This is a genomic window from Cupriavidus numazuensis (assembly GCF_905397435.1).
Taxonomy (GTDB): Bacteria; Pseudomonadota; Gammaproteobacteria; order Burkholderiales; family Burkholderiaceae; genus Cupriavidus; species Cupriavidus numazuensis.
Genome location: NZ_CAJPVI010000066.1, coordinates 1 through 18,565, shown reverse-complemented (window position 1 = coordinate 18,565; position 18,565 = coordinate 1). Strand labels below are relative to the sequence as shown.

Sequence of the window (18,565 nt, the reverse complement as noted above, 5' to 3'; positions counted from 1 at the left end):
ATCAGAGTGCCTTGCCCGCGGCGCCGGAAAAAGCGTCGGTCGCGGCCTTGTAGTTCGTACGGGCAAGTTCGCCGGCCTGCTCGGCCGCCTTCTGCACGGAAGCCGCAGCATTGTTGGCGGCCTGAATGGCCGAGCGCACGATGGCAACCGCGGCATCCGCACCCACCGGCGAATTCATGGCGAGGTTTTCAAGCAGCGCTTCTACCTGCTTCGCGTTCGCGGCCAGTTGCTCGCTGGCTGCTGCAGTCAGCGCCGACTGCGTCTGCGAGGTGATCTCGTACACCCGTCGGCTGTAGTCCAGTGTGTGCTGGGCCACCGGCTTCAGCAGGTCCTTCTGAGCCGACAGGAGAGCTTGCGGGTCACGTGCAGCCAGCACCTGCTTGACGCCTTCCGTGCGGTCGGCCACCTGAATGCGCACGGCCTCGAGGTTGAGTTCCAGCAATTTCTCGACGCCCGAGAAGGCGGTTGAGGTCAGGCCCGTCAGCGCCTGGAATACGGATTGGTGCGCTGCAGCGATGTCTTCGATTTGTTTGCTCATTTCTGTCTCCAAAGGAGGATGGGTTTCGTCATTTCGCCGGACATCCGACACCTGCAAGACTATATGTTGCAGTGCAACATGACAAGCGCTACTCGTGACGCGGAGCGGTCTTTTTACGACAGGGGATACGCAGTCACTGTCATGAAAGTGACGCCCCTGCCTCAAACGATGTGTCGCAACTCGGCGTGACTCTTCATTCGCTTGTGTCGGCGTGTCGTTGGGTGACTTCTTGACATTGGCGAGCATTTCGTTAAATTGAGCTACTAGCTTAATATCGCCGGGAACGTACGGAGTTGGCGCTTGCATGCAGCGCTCCTGTTGACGATGCGCTTGTACCGCTTGTACCAGCTGTTTCGCGTTTGCCCACTCGCGGATTCGTCATACCGGATGACGTGCCTCGAATCCCTCTTCCCGATCCCTGGTCTTTGCCTTCCTATGATTCGCCGACTACTCATCGCCGCACTGGCGGCTCCACTGTTCGCCGTCCATGCGGCAGAAGTGCCCGTACCCGTCAATGTGCACAACTTCGTTCGTGCCGAGACCGACATGTACTTCGCCAGAATCGCCGCCAAAGGCGGCTTTGCCAGACTTCAGCACCAGCGCCAACCCACGGCGGTGGATAAGCAGGACGTGATTCGCATGAATCGCGACACGCTGTACTCGGCAGGCGTGTTTGATCTGCAGGCTGGCGCGGTAAGCGTCATCCTCCCTGAGGTCTCCGGCAGATACATGGCATTGCAGGTGATTTCCGAGGATCACTATACGGTTGATGTCAGCTACACACCGGGCCGCCATACCTATACGCGTGAGGCCGTGGGCACGCGCTACGCATTCCTTATCGTGCGCGTCCTTGCCAATGCGGACGATGCGCAGGACATCGCGGCGGCAAATGCCGTGCAGGATGCGATCACGGTCAACCAGGCGAGCGCAGGTAGCTTCGAAGTGCCCGCCTGGGACGCGGGTTCGCGCAGCAAGGTGCGCAACGCGCTGGCTCAGTTGGGAGAGCTGGGCGGAATCACCGACAGGTTTGGGACGCGCAAGGAAGTCGATCCTCTTGACCATCTGATCGGAACCGCAACCGGCTGGGCCGGTAATCCGCGTCGCGAAGCGATCTATGACTCAGTCTATCCGCGTCGTAACGATGGCAAGACCGCGCACGAGCTGACGGTCAGGGATGTTCCCGTTGACGGCTTCTGGTCAATCACCGTGTACGAGCCTGATGGCTATATCGCACGCGATACAGCCGGCAGTTATGCACTGAGTAATCTGACGGCCGTGCCCAATCCCGACGGCTCGGTCACCGTCCGCTTCGGGAACTGCGGAGCCGCCGCCACCAATTGTCTTTCGATCATGCCAGGATGGAACTACACGGTGCGCTTGTATCGGCCGCGTAGCGAGCTATTGAATGGTAGCTGGCGGTTCCCGCGAGCCGAACCGCTGTAGCCGTCGGTGCCAGATAGTCGAAAAAGTGAGAAGAAGTTGGCTTCCAGACGCGGTGCGATTTCGACGCGGCAGTCCATACCCGATCCTTGCTGCGCACGGTCAATCCCCAAAAAAGGCGGGGTTGAGTGCAGCGTGGCGCAGGAGCAAACTCGACTTTGCGAAACCCAACCATTCGCGACTCCTCGACACGGCGCCTTCCTTGTGAAGCGCCGTTTTTTTTGGGAGGCCTGCTTGGCGTATGGGCATAAGTAATTTTACTCTTTCGCCAAAAAGATGGCCTCCCTAGACTACGCAACCGGCGTCTAAGACGCGCCGACCGCAATGAGTCGATTGGAGGTAAGTCAATGCAAGGCGGTGTGACACTGACGGATATTCAGGAGTTCAACCTTTCTTACTTGCTGCTTGCCCAAAAGCTCGCACGCGAGGATCAATTGGCTGCAGCGTACCGATTGGGCATCAATCGGGATCTTCTCGCAATACTGGAAAGACTAACCACAGCTCAAGTCCTGAAGATTGCCGCGTCGACAGAAGTTATCTGCGAGTTTCGTATTTTCGAAGGGCGCATGCTCAATAACCTCTTGAATGGCAACGGCCATCGCGAACTGCAATCGGCTCATCTGGCCATCCTGCTTGGCAGGCAGTCCGCAAAGACTCTTTAGCCTGAAAAAAAGAAGGGTGCCCCTGTTCAAAGAGGCACCCTGTAGGGTATCGGGGGAGATACCTGCAGAGTTGCTCTGCATGCTACTTATATCGGCTTCGATTCCCTCGGAGTTCATCCCCACCGAGGTAGGGGAGACTGCCCGCCTTGCTTCGCTATTTCTACCTTTTCGCCCGCTGTCGCGGGTATTTTTTTTAATCACACCGACTCGGCGCACCACGTGTGGGCCCGCCATGATGGAGGCCGGTGGTCTCGCCGCGAAGTCGTCTCTTTCGCCTCTTCGTACGCCTGCAGGGTAGTGCTGCTTGACTCGCCGTCAGCCTTGATGTCATCATCGGCCATCGAGTTAAGCGATTAGCTTAATCTACGAGGGCGAGCACGGAGCAGGCGAGATCGACTCGATTACCACCCGATGTTCTTTGTCGTTCGCCGCGCCGGATAGGCGGAAACCGCCACGTCATGGCCAGGTCCCCACGCATTGGCGCTGCCATTGTGGGGCTGCGGTGCGTTGACGTGGCCGAGAGCGGCCCGAATAGCCGTCACCAAGGAGACCAGCCATGAATGACAGACTTTCATTGAACCATCCTGCGGCCAAGGTGCGCGAGGCATTCATCTATTCCTTCCCTGTGCACGACCTGGCGCAGTCGCGCTGGGAGTACAGCCAGAAGACGGCGCACCCGCAGTACACCCCACCGAATGTGCTGCGTCACAACCGCGCACTCCTTGATCACCGTGCGCGCACTGTCACAACGCCGAATAACGACACGCTGTATTCATCGGCGTGGCTCGATCTGGCCGATGGTGCCATGCTGCTGTCGTTGCCGGACATGCATGACCGCTACTTCAGCTTTGCGTTTCTCGACATCTTCACCAATAACGTGGCCTGCATTGGTCGGCGTACCACGGGCACGGCGGCGCAGACATGGCTGCTCGCCGGACCGGGTTGGCACGGGACGGTGCCCCATGGCGCTGAAGTGATCCGGCTTTCCTGCAACGATGTGTGGATGCTCGGGCGCTTGCTGGTGGATGGCGAGGAGGACCTTGGCAATGTTCATGCAATCCAGGATGCCATTACGCTTCGCCCGCTGGATTCGACCGGCGTGCCGCGGCTGTTGCAAAGTGTGCCGCAGGAAAGCTCTCCGGAGCACTACCTCGACCTGGTGAACGAGGTACTTGGCCGCAATCCGTTGCCGCCGCACGAGAGCGAACTCTTTGAAAGCTTCGAGGCCGTCGGCATTCGTCCCGGGCAGAAAGGTGCGTGGCATATGCTCGATCCCGACGTCCGTGACGCCTGGTCGAGCACGCACCAGGCGAATCTGGCCAGCCTGACTGTGCCACCGCCGGGTACCCGCCATACTGCCGGCGGCTCCTGGACCGGCGGACCGGATCATCTGGGTCGCTTTGGTGCCGACTACGCGTGTCGCGCCTTCGTATCGATGGTCGGCCTCGGCGCGCTGGAGCGCGAGGAGGCGATCTACCTCACCACGCAGACCGATGAGGCCGGCATGCCCCTGCATGGCAGCCACGCATACCGGCTGACGCTTCCAGGCAACGTTCCGGTCGACGCGTTCTGGTCATTGTCCATGTACGAGATCACGCCAGACGGCCGGCGGTTCTTTACCGAGAACACGCTCGGCCGCTATGCGCTGGGCGATCGCACACCGGGATTGAGTCGTCAGGCTGACGGCTCGCTTGAGGTCCTGCTTCAGCACGCACGCCCCCAGGGAGGCGAAGCAAACTGGCTCCCAGCTCCGGCGGGTCCCTTCTCATTGACGGTGCGCTTTTACCAGCCACGCAAGGACCTGCTAGACCGCAGTTTCCTCATGCCGGACGCCGTTCGGCTTCGGTAGCCCGTCAGGGGCATCGGCTACCGATGGAATGACCATTCTCATGGCAGCGCAGGCAGGGCGAGCGCTGCGGGCTATACCGAACTGACTACGTTGAAGGGCGGAGCAGCTATGACGCGGCAAGGATACAGGCGGATCGTTGGATTGTCGCTGTTGCTATTTGCGCCTCATCTATTCGCGGAGGCGCACGACACGGCCATTGTCGATGCGCCGGCCGGAGCGGTGCACGGAACGATCGAGCGCGACGTAGTCGCGTTCAAGGGCATACCGTTTGCGGCAGCGCCTGTCGGCGATCTGCGCTGGCGTCCGCCGCGTCCGGTCCCACGCTGGGCTGGGACGCTCGATGCAAAGGCGTTTGGTCCGGCATGCATGCAGACGGATGACATACCGAAGTCGGAGGACTGTCTCACGCTCAATATCTGGCGCCCCGTCAAGGCAACCGGGAAGCCGATGCCCGTCATGGTATGGATCTACGGCGGCGCTCTGGCGCATGGGAACACAGCCATGTACCTCGGCGATGGGTTGGCACGTCAGGGTGTCATCGTCGTCAGCATGAACTATCGCATGGGCCGCTTTGGCTTCTTTGCGTTTCCCGCCCTTTCCGACGAGGCCGGCAGCAACCCGACGGCAAACTTCGGATATCTTGACCAGCTTGCTGCCCTGAGGTGGGTCAAAGCCAATATCGCCGCATTTGGCGGCGATCCGTCGCAGGTGACGTTGTTTGGCCAGTCAGCTGGTGGAGGGTCGGTGCTGGCGCACCTGGCTTCGCCGATGTCGAAAGGCTTGTTTGCCCGCGCGATCCTGCAATCGCCTGGTGTGCCCACAGCGCGCGCGGCCAGTCTGCCGCTGGTGACCTTGGGAGAGGCACAACGGAGCGCTGTGAACTATGCGGAGTCGGTCGGCGTGCATGACCGTGGCTTCCAGGGACTTTGCGCATTGCGCGCGTTATCCGCCGAAGCGCTGCTTGAGGGCGCTTCGGCGCGCGAGGTCATTGCCGGCTTGAGTTCGGGCAAGTTGCCAGACGGCTTCCCCACGGCGATCCTCGATGGAAAGTTCCTTGTTCGCAGTGCCGACGAGGCGCTGGCTACCGGACAGTGGAACAAGGTGCCGGTCATGGTCGGTGCCAACAGCCGCGACCTCGGCGTCGGCATGGCGATGACCAAGGAAGATCTCTTCGCTCTGTTCGGAAGCAGGGCGGAGGAGGCGCGCCGGCTATACGACCCGCACGGTACGCTGATGTTCGATGAGCTGAAGCAGCAGGTACTGGCGGATAAGACGCTGGTTGAGCCGGCACGGCACCTGGCCGACATGGTCGCTGCATCCGGGCAACCGGTCTGGCTATATCGCTTCTCATACGTCGCGGAATCCCAGCGCAGCAAGCTCTCGGGAACGCCGCATTCATTCGAGATTCCATATACCTTCAACCTTCCGGCAGCCTTGGTTGGCAATGCGGTTACCGCCAACGACAGGTCCATGGCGACGCTCGCGAGTGCCTATTGGGTGGCGTTTGCGCGCAGCGGTGACCCGAATGGCCCGGCGCGGCCGACGTGGCCGCCCTTCGGCCGGAACTCGTCAGACCGCGTTTTCGACTTTACCAATCATGGCGCTGCCTACGGCCCGGATCCGCTGAAGGCGCGTCTGGACCTCTGGTCTTCCGTCTACGAGGGGACCGGGCAAGGACGGTAATTCCTCTCATGTTGCGAGCGTTTGCCTCGTGACGGTGCGTTCCGTTTGACGAGCGATCTTGAATTCAGCCAATAGCGTCAATGACGAAACGTCGGCATTTCACGGGTGCCTGCTATCTGCGGCAGCCGTAGCGGTTGACTTTACAGCCATGGAGAAGATATGAAACGGAAAGCTCTGCTACTTGGTGTGGCCATGGCTTTGGCGGGGCCGTGCGCCATTGCACAGGCGGCACAGCCGGCGAACGGATCTGGCGTTCAGGCCGGGGCCATCGACCAGGAGGCGATCCAGGCCCTCAAGACAATGGGCGCCTATCTTTTGTCGCTGCAGCGCTTCCAGGTTTCCACTGAATTGAGTGGCGAGCGGGTTCTTGCAGACGGGCAAAAACTGCAGCACACAGCCGCCGCACGGCTCGATGTGTCGCGACCGAACAAGATCAAGGCCAGCATATCGAGCGCGCGAAGTGAGCGCGAGATCCTTTACGATGGAAAGGTCGTCACCATCTACGCGCCGTCTCAAAAATACTATTCATCGATCGCGATGGTCGACACGCTCGGCGGACTGATACAGCAGCTGGAGAATCGATACGGCATCGAGCTTCCGCTTGCCGATCTTTTCGCCTGGGGCACGTCGAATGCTCCAACCGGGACGATCGACTCCGCCATGAATGCAGGCCAGGACATTGTCGATGGTGACGTCTGCGAGCACTACGCGTTCCGCCAGGGAAAGATCGACTGGCAGATCTGGATCGCTGCCGGCAGCCGTCCGCTGCCGCGCAAGCTGGTGATCACAGACCGGTCGGATGAGGCACGTCCACAGTCCGTGTCGACGATCCGTTGGACGACCAGTCCGCGCTTCTCCGACTCAGTCTTTACCTTTGCCGCCCCCAAGGGTGCACGGCAGATCGAGGCCGTGCCTCTGACAAACCAATAGTGGAGCGCGACATGATCATCCGAGAACACACAGTGAGGTCGTTGCTGATGGCAACGCTGGTCGCAGCCAGCATTGCCTCCCCCTCGAACTCGGGCGCGGCGGAGCGGCACAGGGCTGCCGGCCGCAGTGACCGCGGCGTCAGCAGCGTGCGACACACCGCACACGTCGACAACAGCCGTGCGGATGTGCGGACACGCAATGTCAGGCACTCCAGCATCAACAATGTCAACGTCAACCGCAATGTCAATGTCAACGTCGAGAGGCACGGCGGCTGGGACGACGATTATCACCCCATCGCCACAGCGGCCGCCGTCACCGCGACAGTTGCCGTGACTTCCGCGGTGATCGGCTCCATCGTACGGTCGGTGCCGCCCGGCTGCGTTCCGGTCAACTACGCGGGCCTCGTCTACCAGCAGTGCGGTACCACGTGGTATCAGTCCCGGGGCCCCGAGTTTGTCGTTGTCAACGCGCCTTACTAGTGGCGTCATCTGGCAAGCTCCACGCCGCTGCGCCGCAATAGCGGGCCGCAGCGGCCTTGGCATTCGCGATGAGGCATGTCGCGGACGCCGTCATGCAGTCAGGAATTTGCGCGAGGTACCTTGGTACTGCCATTACGTCCGCGAACTTGTGCGCGGCGCACCGGAACTGTCACCGAGGGTTGTAGAGGAATGCACGAAGCTGTGTCGGGATATCGTCCCATGGTTTACATCGTCGACGACGATGAACTTGTTCTCTGGCTCTATCAGCGGATCTTGCATGCGGATGGGCGGTCGCTGAAGCTGTTCAGGTCTGCCCGCGCTTTCCTGCAGGGCTACGCTCCGCGGCCCTGCGAATGTCTCATCTGCGATCTGCGCATGCCTGGCATGGATGGGATCGAACTGATGCGGGAACTGGCGGAGGTCGGCATGGAGCTGCCCACGATCCTTGTTTCCGGGCAGGCTGAAGTTCGCGCCGTCGTCGAAGCCATGAAGCTTGGTGCTTTCGATTTTCTGGAGAAGCCGGTGGATTGCGCGCAGCTGGTGCGTGCGGTCATGGCCGCACTTGCGTGCAGCCCCGCGCGGCACGCCGAAAGGCTGGCGCTGGCGGAGAACCGCCAGCGGCTTGCCACGCTGACGCCCAGGGAACGGCAGATTGCGAAACGCATCGTAGAAGGACAGTCCAGCCGGACCGTCGCCCAGGCGCTCGGCATCAGCGTGCGCACGGTCGAAAACCATAGAGCCCGCCTAACGGAAAAGCTCGAGGTTGATTCTCTTGCCGGACTGGTCCGGATGTTTGCGGGCGACAGTCCTGCCTCGCCTGCCACGGATTAGGGCCACGCGGCTTTCGCACCGATCGCGTGGCACGGTGGCGGCGGAGCGGTGGGATTCCCTCCGCCGTGTTCATGCATGAATGTGTCAGGGTAAGGCAGCGATTGCCGAACTGGCGGCCGGGCGCGAATCCGGAATCCTGAAGAACGACACCGCCCCTTTCAGGCCCTGGCCTTGCTCCTCAAGAGATTGCGCGGCGGCCGCTGCCTGTTCCACCAGCGCAGCGTTCTGTTGCGTCATCTCGTCCATCTGTGCGACGGCAAGATTGACCTGTTCGATGCCGCTGCTCTGTTCCTGCGACGCGGCTGCGATGTCACCGACCAGATCGGTTACGCGTTTGATCGCCTGGCCGAGCTCTTCCATCGTGCCGCCCGCTGTCCCCACCAGCTCGGTGCCGCTTCTCGCGTTCCTGACAGAGTCCTCGATCAGCGCCTTGATTTCCTTTGCCGCGGAAGAGGAGCGCTGGGCCAGGCTACGGACTTCACTGGCGACAACCGCGAAGCCACGGCCTTGCTCGCCAGCACGGGCAGCCTCGACGGCAGCATTGAGCGCGAGAATATTGGTCTGAAAGGCAATGCCTTCGATGATCCCGGTGAACTCGGCAATCTTGCTGGATCCCTGGTTGATTTGCCCGATCATCTCGACAACGCGTTGCACCGCCGCGCTTCCTGTTGCCGCGATGTCCGACGCGTTGCCGGCCAGCAGGCTGGCTTGCCGCGCGCTTTCGGAGTTCTGTCGAACCGCCACGGTGAGCTGCTCCATGCTCGCCGCGGTTTCTTCCAGCGATGCGGCTTGTTGCTCCGTCCGCGATGAAAGGTCGAGGTTCCCCGCGGCGATCTGTCCAGTAGCCACGCCGACGGAGTCAGAGCGGTCGAGCACGGCACCGACTGTCTGGGCGATGGACTGCTGCATATCGTGCAAGCGTCCCAGCATGGTGCCCATTTCATCGCCGGTTCGCACATCGATATGGCGCGTCAGGTCCCCCTTCGCAATGTATGCGAACTCGTCAATGGCCGAGTAAAGGGGGCGAACAATGGCGCGATAAGTGAGGACGAGCATGGCGACGAGAATGACTAAGCACACTGCTACCAGGACATACACCACCATGCCAAGCAGGTCGGCGCGCTGGTGCGCCTCCATGACCTCGCTCTCTGTGCGTGTGTCCAGCATCGCGAAGAACTCGTCCACGGGACGCATGATCTTCGCCTTGTTGGTGTGATAGTTGTGGTCGTGCATGAGATTCCGCGCCATCTCGGGATCGGGCTCCCGGGATACCGTGAAGCCGCCACTGGCATCTTCGAACCGACCTTTCACGGCGTTCATCGCGACGACCTCGGTTCGTACCAGGGCGTCGGAGTTCCGTTTGGCCTCGTCGAGCTTGCCTAGTTCCGCATCGGTGAAGCCCGCCTGCTTCATCAGCTCGATCAAGGAAACCTTGTCGCCGTCGGGCCGCGGAGGCTTGCCGTCAGCGGCAACGAAGTCCCAGTAGATCCGGTCGTAGTTCTGGGGGCGGGGCCGCTTGCCGTCGCGAATATCCAGGATGGCCTGGTATTGCTGCGCGTACTGCTCGTCGCCAGTCACGACGTACGTGCGCGCAAGCCGCGTGAGATCGTCCGAGCTCTGGCGCAGTTCGGTTGCCAGTTGCCTGGCAAGGAAGCGGTTTTCGTGCGCCTTATTGAGCTGGTCCCTGCTGATATTCAGCGCAATGATCGATGCCATGATCATGGCCATCAGCACGGCGATGATCACAGAGAGAAGTATGAATCTTTGCTTAATCGAAATTCGTCTCATGTTGAAATCCAGTTTTTGGAATACAAAGTGGGGAGGAATATTTTCAGGAAATCAGAGAGGCCATTCGTAAAGCAAAGGAATATTCACGGAAATGGTGCAAAAAAAGTGGGCGGTCCAACGGCCTATGGACCGCCCAAGGTGGTGCCCGGGGAAGCACCGTTGCACAAAGGGGATGTGCGAGAAAAGCTTACGGTTTGGGGCATCGAAAGCTCCACCCCCTCGTTAGCGGGGGATGTTTCACTGGCTGGCAGCGACTTTAATCGTCCTTATATTCCAGGATCCCCCATGAGGACCTGATGCCCTGAGTATTTCGACGCCTGCTTTCAATTCAGGGATGCTTATTGAAAATACGCGTACGGCATCGAGCGGAAGATCCATGAAAAACACTCGAAACTGGCATATCCAATGGAGTGTAGTTCATCAAAATTCAGCGAACGTAGAGTAGAACTACTCAAGCCTGTTCCCTCTATCGGTTTCGATGGCACTGCGCTGTCAGGTCAATGACACCTTGGGTAGTTTTACTCTCGCGAGCTGTTTGCGGCAGGGGCAGAATCCTGTAACGGAATCGAGGCGCAGGAATGCGTACGCTTTCTCCCCGAGACTATAAGAATGCATCAATGACCGCCGACAGAACCGACCGGGGAAACTCCCTCAACTACTGGCTGGCGCTGGTGGCCTTCGTCATCTTCGCGGCGACATTCACTCTGTATCTTCAGGCTTCGCACGAAAGCGAACGGGCGGATGAGGTACGGCGGCGATCGTTCCTGCTGGCGGAGATGTTGCGCCAGTCATCGGATGACCTGACACGCATGGCGCGGACCTATGTCGTCACCGGAAACCAGAACTACAGGCGCGCCTACGAAGAGATTCTCGAGGTGCGGGAGGGCAAGCGGGCCCGATTGCTCAACTATCAGAACATCTACTGGGATCTGCTGTTGCCCGGCGCGGAAAAGGCCGCTACGGAGCGCCGGCCAGTTCCGCTGATTGCCATGATGCGAGAGGCGGGCTTTACGGAAGAGGAGTTTGCGCGGCTGACCAGAGCCAAGGCAGAGTCGGACGTGTTGACGGCCAGGGAGTATGCGGCGATGAACCTGGTTGGATCGAGCACGCGGCAGGCCGATACCAACCGCGAACGTGCCATTGCCATGCTCTACGATGCCGAATATGACGCGGCCAAGGCCAGCATCATGGCGGCCATCGGCGACTTCTACCGACTGGCCGACGCGCGGACGCTGGCTGCGGCACGCCAGTCGGCTACCAATGCCGCACGGATGCGCCTGGCCATTGTGCTAAGCGGCATCCTTTTATTGACCGTGCTCGCCGCCATGAGGCTGCGCATGTCGGCGGTGCTGGGGGGGCGTGTCGAAGAGCTGCATACAAGGATCGCGCGTCTCGGACGGGGGGACTTCTTTACGGCGATTCCCGTGCCGCGAGGCCGCGAGTTCAGCATTCTCGGGTGGCTCTCGGAGACGCAGGCCAGTCTGGCGACCATTGCGATCCAGAAGCAGGAAGCCGAGGACAGGATCCGTCACCTCGCACATTTCGATCTTCTTACGGGGTTGCCGAACCGGGCGCTGCTGCAGGAGCAGGCGGAAGAGCTCCTGGACAAGGCCAAGAGCGAACAGCGGCCACTTGCCTTGATGTTTCTTGATCTGGACCGATTCAAGAATATCAATGATGCGTTTGGTCACAGTGTTGGGGACGATCTGCTGGTGATGCTGGCTGGCCGTCTGCGTGGCCAGGTGCGGTCGCGGGACACCGTAGCGCGACTCGGCGGCGATGAGTTCGCAATCCTGCTGCTCGATACGACAGCCCGGCAGGCCGAGCCGCTGGCGCGGCGCATACTCGCGGCGATTTCGGAGCCGTTCCAACTGCAGAATCATGAGCTTTCCGTGTCGGCATCGCTTGGTATCGCCCAGTATCCTGCCCACGGTGAAACGCTGGACGTTCTGCTGCGACATGCGGACACGGCGCTCTATCATGTGAAGCGGGAGGGGCGCTCGGGCTATCGTTTCTATACCGGGCAAATGGAGGCGTGCACCATCCGGCAACTCAGCGTTGCCAATGCCCTTCGGCACGCGCTCGATGAGGGGCAGTTCCGGCTGGTGTACCAGCCGCAGATATCGATCAAGGACGGCACGCTGGTTGGCGCGGAAGCGCTGATACGGTGGACGCACCCGCTCCTCGGTGAAGTGTCGCCCGTCGAGTTCATTCCGGTGGCCGAGGACAGCGGGCTGATCATGCAGATCGGTGAGTGGGTGCTGAGGACTGCCGCGCAGCAGCGTCGCTACTGGATTCACGCTGGCCTCCCCGGGTTCCCGGTCGCGGTAAACCTGTCCGGAGTCCAGTTCCACCACCCGAGCTTGCCCGGACTCGTCGGCAAGGTTCTCAAAGAGACAAGCCTGCCGGCGGATTGGCTCGAACTGGAACTGACCGAAAGCGTGGCGATGCGGGATCCCGATGCCGCCGTCGCCATCATCGATCAACTGCACACCCTGGGCGTCCGCGTGGCAATCGATGACTTTGGCACCGGATACTCGTCCCTGAGCTACCTGAAGCGGTTCAAGGTGTTCAAGCTGAAGATCGATCGGTCATTCGTCCGGGACATCTGCCGCGATGCTGACGATCGTGCGATCGTAGGCGCGGTGACGCGCCTGGCCCGGAGCAAGGGGCTCAGGACCATTGCCGAAGGGGTAGAGACGATCGATCAGATGGAGGTTCTCGCCAGCCACGGCTGTGACGAAGCACAGGGCTACCTGATCAGCAAACCGCTTGCGCCAGACCAGTTCGAGGCATTTGTGAAGACGTCCAAGGCGACCTTGTTAGCCTAGGCCGCCTCGGCCCTCGGCGTTCCACGCTTCACGCCGAAGTCGCAAGCAGGCTCGGCTTCCCTATGGCTGTCGTGCAATTTGCACGTCGCTTGCACTCATTCGGTGCTTGCAAGCATAATGGCGCCAACCGAACCCTAAGCTCTTGTCCCAATGCGGCGCTCCCAAAGCTCGTCCAACACGCCGGAACCGGCCGAACAGACTGTGGTGGAGAAGCTGGCGGACCGCAAATCGCAGGCGCGGACGGCAGAGCCCAGGCCGGGGGCCGACAGCAAGTCCGCCACGCGCCTTCTTGAAGTGGCCGAACGCCTGTTCGCGCAGCATGGTGTCGAACTGGTGCCGCTGCGCCAGATTGCCGCCGAGGCCGGACAGCGCAATCACTCCGCTCTGCATTATTACTTCGGCTCGCGCGAAGCGCTGGTCGGCCAGCTGTTGAACTGGCGGCTTTCGCATGTCAACGCCGTGCGTCACCGCTATCTGGACGATCTCGAAGCGGACGGCAAGACGCCTGCGCTCAAGGATGTCGTCCGGCAATCGATCTCCGCGCTTGCCGACACAGTCCTGGAAACCCCTTGGGGACCGGACTACCTGCAAGTCCTGGCCCAGGCAACCTTCAGTCCGCAGCTATTTTCGCTCGAGGCGATTGATTCGGCCTCGATCTCGGCCATCCTGCGCGTGCGCCGGCTGATCGCTGTCGCATTGCCTGACGTTCCCGCCAAGGTGTTGCGCGACCGCTATGTCTGGTTCAACCACAGCGTGGTCTACGCCATGGCGCACTGGAGCCGCCATGACCGGCTGCGGAACATCAAGCCGCCGATTGCGAACCTGGTCGCTTACTGCGCAGGTGGCCTGAGTGCCGCCGTCGAACCGGCGACGCGAAGCAGGACAAAACGCTCCTGAATACGCCAGGCGGGATCTGCGCTCGCGGATATCCCGGCGCGAAACCAACCGACGGGCAGCAACATCCCTAACACCTGTCATCGGCCGCAACGCCGATAGCCAGGAAAGCTGATCGCCCGACTCCAGACCGTGTGGCACAGGCCAGGCGCGTGCAGGCTTGCCGCGCCAGTGGCTCAGGCACCCCGTACTGCGGCGCGGTGGCCCCCGAACTTCGCATGACGTACTCCATCTTATCCCGGTATTAAGCTCGTAGCGTAATCATGCGCAAAGCATACCGGCTCGCGGGTGCCCCCGCGTAGCCGGTATTTGCCCCAACACCGATGCCGGTTTCCGCCGCCACGTATTGCGTCCGACACGGGAGCCGGGCTTGCTGGAATGCGTACCTGGATGGCTGCGGGGTTTTTCTACTTGACGGCACTCTCGCTTGCGGTGACGATTCGTCGTGCATTAAGCCAATAGCTTAAATTGGGAAAGCAAGGCAAAGGAGACACAGGATGACGAGCATTCTTCGCAACCGCCGTACTGTCGTGCTGGCACTGGCCGCCATGAGCGTGGTTGCCGCACCTGGTGCGGCGACGGCGCAAACTGATGCGTGGCCAGCCCGCCCGCTCCGGCTGGTTACCGCATCGGCCGCGGGTGGCGGCGCGGACATCTTCGCTCGCCTGGTGGCGGAGGGCGTTTCCCGCGCGCTGAAGCAGCCGGTGATCGTGGACAACAAGTCGGGCGCCAACGGCATGATCGCGAACGACACGGTTGCCAAGTCCAGGCCGGACGGCTACACCGTGCTGTTTACGTACGCCAGTGCGATGGTCATCAACGCGACGCTGCAGCCACATGTTCCGTACGATGCGCTGAAGGATCTCGCGCCGGTGGCACAGATCGGTTCCGGCGGTAGTTACCTCGTGGTATCACCCGACCTGCCTGTGCGCAACTTGAAGGAGTTCGTCGAGTATGCGCGCGCGAAGGGCGAGGATCTCGAGTACGCGTCATGGGGCATCGGCTCTGGCGGCCATCTGACAATGGAGTCGCTCAAGCAGCAGTCCGGGCTGCGAATCCGCCACGTTCCGTATCGTACGGTGACGCAGATCCTGACCGACCTGCAAGGCGGGACGATCAAGGTGGCATTTGTCGATGTGACCTCGTCGGCCCCGCTGATCCGGTCCGGCAAGCTGCGCGCGCTGGCAGTCAGTGGCACCCGGCGCACGCCTGCGCTGCCGGATATTCCCACCATGACCGAACAGGGCTATCGCTTTGATGCCGATTCCTGGTACGGCGTGTTTGTGCCCACAGGGACGCCGCCGCAGATCGTTCAGCGTCTGAATGCCGAGATCAACAAGGTGCTGGTTTCACCTGAACTCGCACAGCGTTTTGCGGCAGCCAACATGTCCGCGCCCCCGATCAAGAGCCCGGCACAGTTCGCCGAAACCGTTCGGGCTGACTACCGGACATGGGGCGAAATCATCCGCACTGCAGGAGTCAAGGCGGAATGAGGCGCTGGCCTTTCCTGTTGATCCGGTGCAACGCGATCTCTGTCATTTGCTGATTCCAATGTTGTCGTTCGCCGCCCGGCCTGCACTTCAACGAGAAGGGCGCATCAATGCCCGCCCGCAAGGCACCCTGAGATCCGTGCTGACGGTCAGCGTGCTGATTGCCGCTGTCGTGGCCATGCCGGCACGGGGACAGTCCGGGCCGGCATTCACCCTGGTCGGCGCCAATGTCCAGAGGCAGTCAGTCGCTGCCCTGTCATTGATGTCCTTCGCCGTGGTACCGGACCTGGCATCAAGTTCACTGTCCATCAGCAGTGCCAGCACGGACAATCCGGATCTGACGCTATGGCAACTTGGGGGCGGCGCCACGGTAAGCCGTTCCTTCCCGCTTTATCTGGAGGGCTCGGTTGCGTACAACCGCTATGATCCGTCGTTCGTCGCGTCGGATGGCCGTGAGACCCGCCGCCTGCCCGCCAAGTGGAATACGATGGCGGGCACGGCGGGTGTGGGATGGGATATTCCGCTCATGGACGACAACGAACTGGTTGTCCGGCCCATATTCAACGCGTCGATCGGCCGCGTGACAAGTGACCTGTCCATTGCAAAGTTTGTGATCGAACACAAGATCGGTCGCGAGATTGCGTTCCTTGATGGTGGCACGATGAACGCCTACGGCCTGGGCGGATCGGTGATGCTCGACTGGGAGCGCCACCGCGAGGGCAGCGATCTGGACCTCGAGCTTCGCTACACCAACATTCACTTGCGAAGCTTCGGAACATCATCGGGGATCGAAGCCTCATCGTCCGCCCAAACAGCGAGCGTGTACGCCCGGTGGCGCGCGCCCACCGGCCTGCGTGCGCTCGATCGGCCGGTACGCTACGTGCTGGAGTTGTCACACTCGCACTATCTCGGAAACCAGGCAGGCGCGCTTGGCTTCAATTACCTGACCACCCTCGGCACGGGTTTGGAACTCGACACCAGCGCACATGAGATGTTCGTGACGAGGATTGTATGCAGTCAATAAACGACGTCACTCACAACTGCGTCAGGCATAGCCCAAGGTAGCAGCGCGGCATAGTCATCGGCCGTGGTGGCCAGGGGCAACTTCATGAACAGCCAGAGCAGGTAGCGATACGGGTCAATGCCGTTGGCTTTGCACGTCTCAACGAGGGAATAAAGATTGGCACTGGCATGGGCGCCTGCGACGGTGGAGGCGAATAGCCAGCCGCGGCGCCCGACCACAAATGGACGAATCGCGTTCTCGCAAGGATTGTTCGAGATGGGCCAGTCCCCGTTCTCGATGTAGCGGACGAGTTTGGGCCACTGGCCGTGCAGGTATTGCAGTGCCTTGCCGAGCAAGCTGCCTGGCACGACCGTGTCACGATGCTCGGTGAGCATCGCCTGGATGAGATCGAGGACCCGAGCGCTATAACGCGTGCGCAGGTGCAGTCGCCGCTGAGCCGGCCAGTTGGCACTGCGCGCTTCGGCCGCATAGAGCTTTGCGATCAGCTTGATGAATCGCGTGGGCAGTTGCTCTGGCGAGCGCGCCGCTTTCGGGATAGCATCCTCGGCCTTGATGAAGTACCTCCTGGCATGGCTCCAGCAGCCAAGGTGCACGAGTTGGTAGTCGTAGGCGATGCCGTTATACAGCTCGTAGCCGTCGCTCATTAGCGCCGTGCCGGGCTCGATGCCGGCAAACAGTTGCTCGGCATGGTTGCCGCCCCGTCCAGGGGTGTAGGTGAACAACCGGATCGGGGGTCCCGAGCCGTTCATTTGACACCAGAGGTAGCTCTTGGTTTGTGGCCGTCGGTCTGGCTCCTTCAAGACCTGGAAGGTGGTTTCGTCGCTGTAGATCAGCGCCGAGTCGAACAGTGCATCCCGCATCAGGTTGATGACGGGCTGGGCGGCCAGACCGACGCGCACCATGCTTGCCGCGATCGTGTTCGAGGAGATGTCACCACCGAAGCGGCGCAGCAGCCCCGCTTGCCGGTACAGTGGCATGCCGAACTGGTACTTGCCGGTGGCAATCCAGGCCAGCGCCGATTCGGTGAACAGGCCGCGGGGAATGATGCGCGCTGGCGCGGGGGTGACTTTGATGCCCAGGTCACAGCATGGGCACGCGTACTTGACGCGCTGGTGCTGGATGACGCGCACCTGTTCGGGAATGACATCGAGCTGTTCGCTCGTCTCGACACCGATCTCCACCAGCGCATGACCATCGTGCGCACAGAAGCGCTCGGACTCGGGCAATTCGTGGCGTACCGTTTCGCGTGGCAGATCGGGATCGAGCGGCTTGCGTCCACGCTTCTTGCGCGAGTGCGCGCCCACCTTCGTTTCCGGGACGTCTTCCTGCGCGGGCTGCGCATTGGCCGCGCTCAGCGCTTCGGCCTCGTTGAACAGTCCCAGTTGGTCCGCATCCCGCGCTTCGCTCTTGGCGCCGAACAGTTCTCGGCGATACGCACGCAGTCGCTCTTCTGCCAGATCCCGCTGCGCCTTCACCAACCTGAGTTCGCTGCGCAGGGCTTCATGCTCGTGCCGAAGCGCATGCGCGGCAGCGCGTTCTGCGAGCAGCGCCTCGAGTTCCTCGGCAGTAATGGTAACGGTAACTGGCATGCGCGATTAGACCGACATGCCAGTCCGTCGTTCAACTCACGCGCGCATAATATCGCTGCGGATGCTTGCGAAGCGTCGTGAGATCGATGCCATCGAGCAACCAATGCAACTGATCCACGCTGAGCTCGATAACATTGGCACCATCGGGCGGCCAGACAAAGTGGTCAGTGTCCAATCGCTTCGTCAGCAGCCAGAAGCCAACGCGATCCCACGCGAGAATCTTGATGCGATCGCGCCTACGATTGCCAAACACGTACAGCGCCTGTGCCATGGGATTGAGCGCCATGGCCTGTTCGACCAGGATCGACAGACCGTTGATGCCCGCACGGAAGTCCACGGGATCGCGATGCAGGTAGACCTTCAGCCCGTTGTTGAATCGGAACACGACAACCTCCCCAGCATCTGGACCATCGCCGTCAGCGTTTCGAGCCGCACCTTGCCCACATCGAACGCCACCCCGTTTGGCAAGCGCACGTGCAAGGCGATCACCTCGCACGGCAAGGCAGGTTCGGGCAGCATCGTGGTGGTCGTGGTGGT

Annotated in this window: 15 protein-coding genes; 11 read left to right on the top strand and 4 right to left on the bottom strand. The window is 61.2% G+C overall.

Annotated elements, in window-relative coordinates:
- Position 1: 1 nt before the first annotated feature.
- Complete coding sequence (locus KHO41_RS34945; RefSeq protein ID WP_211957798.1) at positions 2–538, bottom strand: phasin family protein; 537 nt, start codon at positions 536–538, stop codon at positions 2–4.
- A 300-nt stretch (positions 539–838) separates the two neighbouring features.
- On the opposite strand from KHO41_RS34945, the gene KHO41_RS34940 reads away from it, so the two are divergent.
- The 7 genes from KHO41_RS34940 to KHO41_RS34910 all read left to right on the top strand — a co-directional run bounded on the left by KHO41_RS34940 (position 839) and on the right by KHO41_RS34910 (position 8,412).
- Entirely contained in the window at positions 839–1,981 is a 1,143-nt protein-coding gene (locus KHO41_RS34940) for a DUF1254 domain-containing protein (RefSeq protein WP_244874173.1), read from the top strand.
- Positions 1,982–2,325: 344 nt separating this feature from the next.
- Positions 2,326–2,640: a flagellar transcriptional regulator FlhD gene (gene flhD / locus KHO41_RS34935; protein WP_211957797.1), complete on the top strand. Its 315-nt coding sequence runs from the start codon at positions 2,326–2,328 to the stop codon at positions 2,638–2,640.
- 556 nt (positions 2,641–3,196) lie between these two features.
- Positions 3,197–4,489: a DUF1254 domain-containing protein gene (locus tag KHO41_RS34930; RefSeq protein WP_211957796.1), complete on the top strand. Its 1,293-nt coding sequence runs from the start codon at positions 3,197–3,199 to the stop codon at positions 4,487–4,489.
- A 108-nt stretch (positions 4,490–4,597) separates the two neighbouring features.
- The gene (locus tag KHO41_RS34925) at positions 4,598–6,172 is read left to right on the top strand and encodes a carboxylesterase/lipase family protein (RefSeq protein ID WP_211957795.1); all 1,575 of its coding nucleotides are present in this window, start codon (positions 4,598–4,600) and stop codon (positions 6,170–6,172) included.
- Between the two features lie 159 nt (positions 6,173–6,331).
- A complete protein-coding gene (locus KHO41_RS34920) occupies positions 6,332–7,102 on the top strand; it encodes a DUF2092 domain-containing protein (protein ID WP_211957794.1) in 771 nt (256 codons plus the stop codon).
- An 11-nt stretch (positions 7,103–7,113) separates the two neighbouring features.
- Complete coding sequence (locus tag KHO41_RS34915) at positions 7,114–7,581, top strand: hypothetical protein (protein ID WP_211957793.1); 468 nt, start codon at positions 7,114–7,116, stop codon at positions 7,579–7,581.
- A gap of 219 nt (positions 7,582–7,800) precedes the next feature.
- Entirely contained in the window at positions 7,801–8,412 is a 612-nt protein-coding gene (locus KHO41_RS34910) for a response regulator transcription factor (protein ID WP_244874172.1), read from the top strand.
- An 84-nt stretch (positions 8,413–8,496) separates the two neighbouring features.
- On the opposite strand, the gene KHO41_RS34905 is transcribed toward KHO41_RS34910, so the two are convergent.
- A complete protein-coding gene (locus KHO41_RS34905; RefSeq protein ID WP_244874171.1) occupies positions 8,497–10,200 on the bottom strand; it encodes a methyl-accepting chemotaxis protein in 1,704 nt (567 codons plus the stop codon).
- Between the two features lie 617 nt (positions 10,201–10,817).
- Between KHO41_RS34905 and KHO41_RS34900 the strand changes: the two genes are divergently transcribed.
- The 4 genes from KHO41_RS34900 to KHO41_RS34885 all read left to right on the top strand — a co-directional run bounded on the left by KHO41_RS34900 (position 10,818) and on the right by KHO41_RS34885 (position 16,439).
- Positions 10,818–13,031, top strand: coding sequence for a putative bifunctional diguanylate cyclase/phosphodiesterase (locus KHO41_RS34900; protein ID WP_211957792.1), 2,214 nt, complete (start codon positions 10,818–10,820; stop codon positions 13,029–13,031).
- Positions 13,032–13,181: 150 nt separating this feature from the next.
- Positions 13,182–13,928, top strand: coding sequence for a TetR/AcrR family transcriptional regulator (locus KHO41_RS34895; protein ID WP_211957791.1), 747 nt, complete (start codon positions 13,182–13,184; stop codon positions 13,926–13,928).
- A gap of 494 nt (positions 13,929–14,422) precedes the next feature.
- Positions 14,423–15,418 carry a Bug family tripartite tricarboxylate transporter substrate binding protein gene (locus tag KHO41_RS34890; RefSeq protein WP_211957790.1) on the top strand — a complete coding sequence of 332 codons (996 nt, stop codon included), beginning with the start codon at positions 14,423–14,425 and terminating at the stop codon, positions 15,416–15,418.
- 175 nt (positions 15,419–15,593) lie between these two features.
- On the top strand, positions 15,594–16,439 hold the full coding sequence (locus tag KHO41_RS34885) for a hypothetical protein (protein ID WP_211957816.1): 846 nt from the start codon (positions 15,594–15,596) through the stop codon (positions 16,437–16,439).
- Here KHO41_RS34885 and tnpC read toward each other — a convergent pair.
- Together tnpC and tnpB are read right to left on the bottom strand one after the other, a co-directional pair.
- On the bottom strand, positions 16,433–18,028 hold the full coding sequence (gene tnpC, locus KHO41_RS34880) for an IS66 family transposase (RefSeq protein ID WP_211957789.1): 1,596 nt from the start codon (positions 18,026–18,028) through the stop codon (positions 16,433–16,435). The two genes, KHO41_RS34885 and tnpC, sit on opposite strands and share 7 nt — an antisense overlap.
- 31 nt (positions 18,029–18,059) lie before the next feature.
- Positions 18,060–18,413 carry an IS66 family insertion sequence element accessory protein TnpB gene (tnpB, locus tag KHO41_RS34875; protein ID WP_211957788.1) on the bottom strand — a complete coding sequence of 118 codons (354 nt, stop codon included), beginning with the start codon at positions 18,411–18,413 and terminating at the stop codon, positions 18,060–18,062.
- Positions 18,414–18,565 lie beyond the last annotated feature (152 nt).

Coding starts and splice junctions, on each gene's coding strand:
- KHO41_RS34945 (WP_211957798.1), bottom strand. CDS start 538: ATGAGCAAACAAATCGAAGACATCGCTGCAGCGCACCAATCCGTATTC.
- flhD (WP_211957797.1), top strand. CDS start 2,326: ATGCAAGGCGGTGTGACACTGACGGATATTCAGGAGTTCAACCTTTCT.
- KHO41_RS34930 (WP_211957796.1), top strand. CDS start 3,197: ATGAATGACAGACTTTCATTGAACCATCCTGCGGCCAAGGTGCGCGAG.
- KHO41_RS34925 (WP_211957795.1), top strand. CDS start 4,598: ATGACGCGGCAAGGATACAGGCGGATCGTTGGATTGTCGCTGTTGCTA.
- KHO41_RS34920 (WP_211957794.1), top strand. CDS start 6,332: ATGAAACGGAAAGCTCTGCTACTTGGTGTGGCCATGGCTTTGGCGGGG.
- KHO41_RS34915 (WP_211957793.1), top strand. CDS start 7,114: ATGATCATCCGAGAACACACAGTGAGGTCGTTGCTGATGGCAACGCTG.
- KHO41_RS34910 (WP_244874172.1), top strand. CDS start 7,801: ATGGTTTACATCGTCGACGACGATGAACTTGTTCTCTGGCTCTATCAG.
- KHO41_RS34905 (WP_244874171.1), bottom strand. CDS start 10,200: ATGAGACGAATTTCGATTAAGCAAAGATTCATACTTCTCTCTGTGATC.
- KHO41_RS34900 (WP_211957792.1), top strand. CDS start 10,818: ATGACCGCCGACAGAACCGACCGGGGAAACTCCCTCAACTACTGGCTG.
- KHO41_RS34895 (WP_211957791.1), top strand. CDS start 13,182: ATGCGGCGCTCCCAAAGCTCGTCCAACACGCCGGAACCGGCCGAACAG.
- KHO41_RS34890 (WP_211957790.1), top strand. CDS start 14,423: ATGACGAGCATTCTTCGCAACCGCCGTACTGTCGTGCTGGCACTGGCC.
- KHO41_RS34885 (WP_211957816.1), top strand. CDS start 15,594: ATGCCGGCACGGGGACAGTCCGGGCCGGCATTCACCCTGGTCGGCGCC.
- tnpC (WP_211957789.1), bottom strand. CDS start 18,028: ATGCCAGTTACCGTTACCATTACTGCCGAGGAACTCGAGGCGCTGCTC.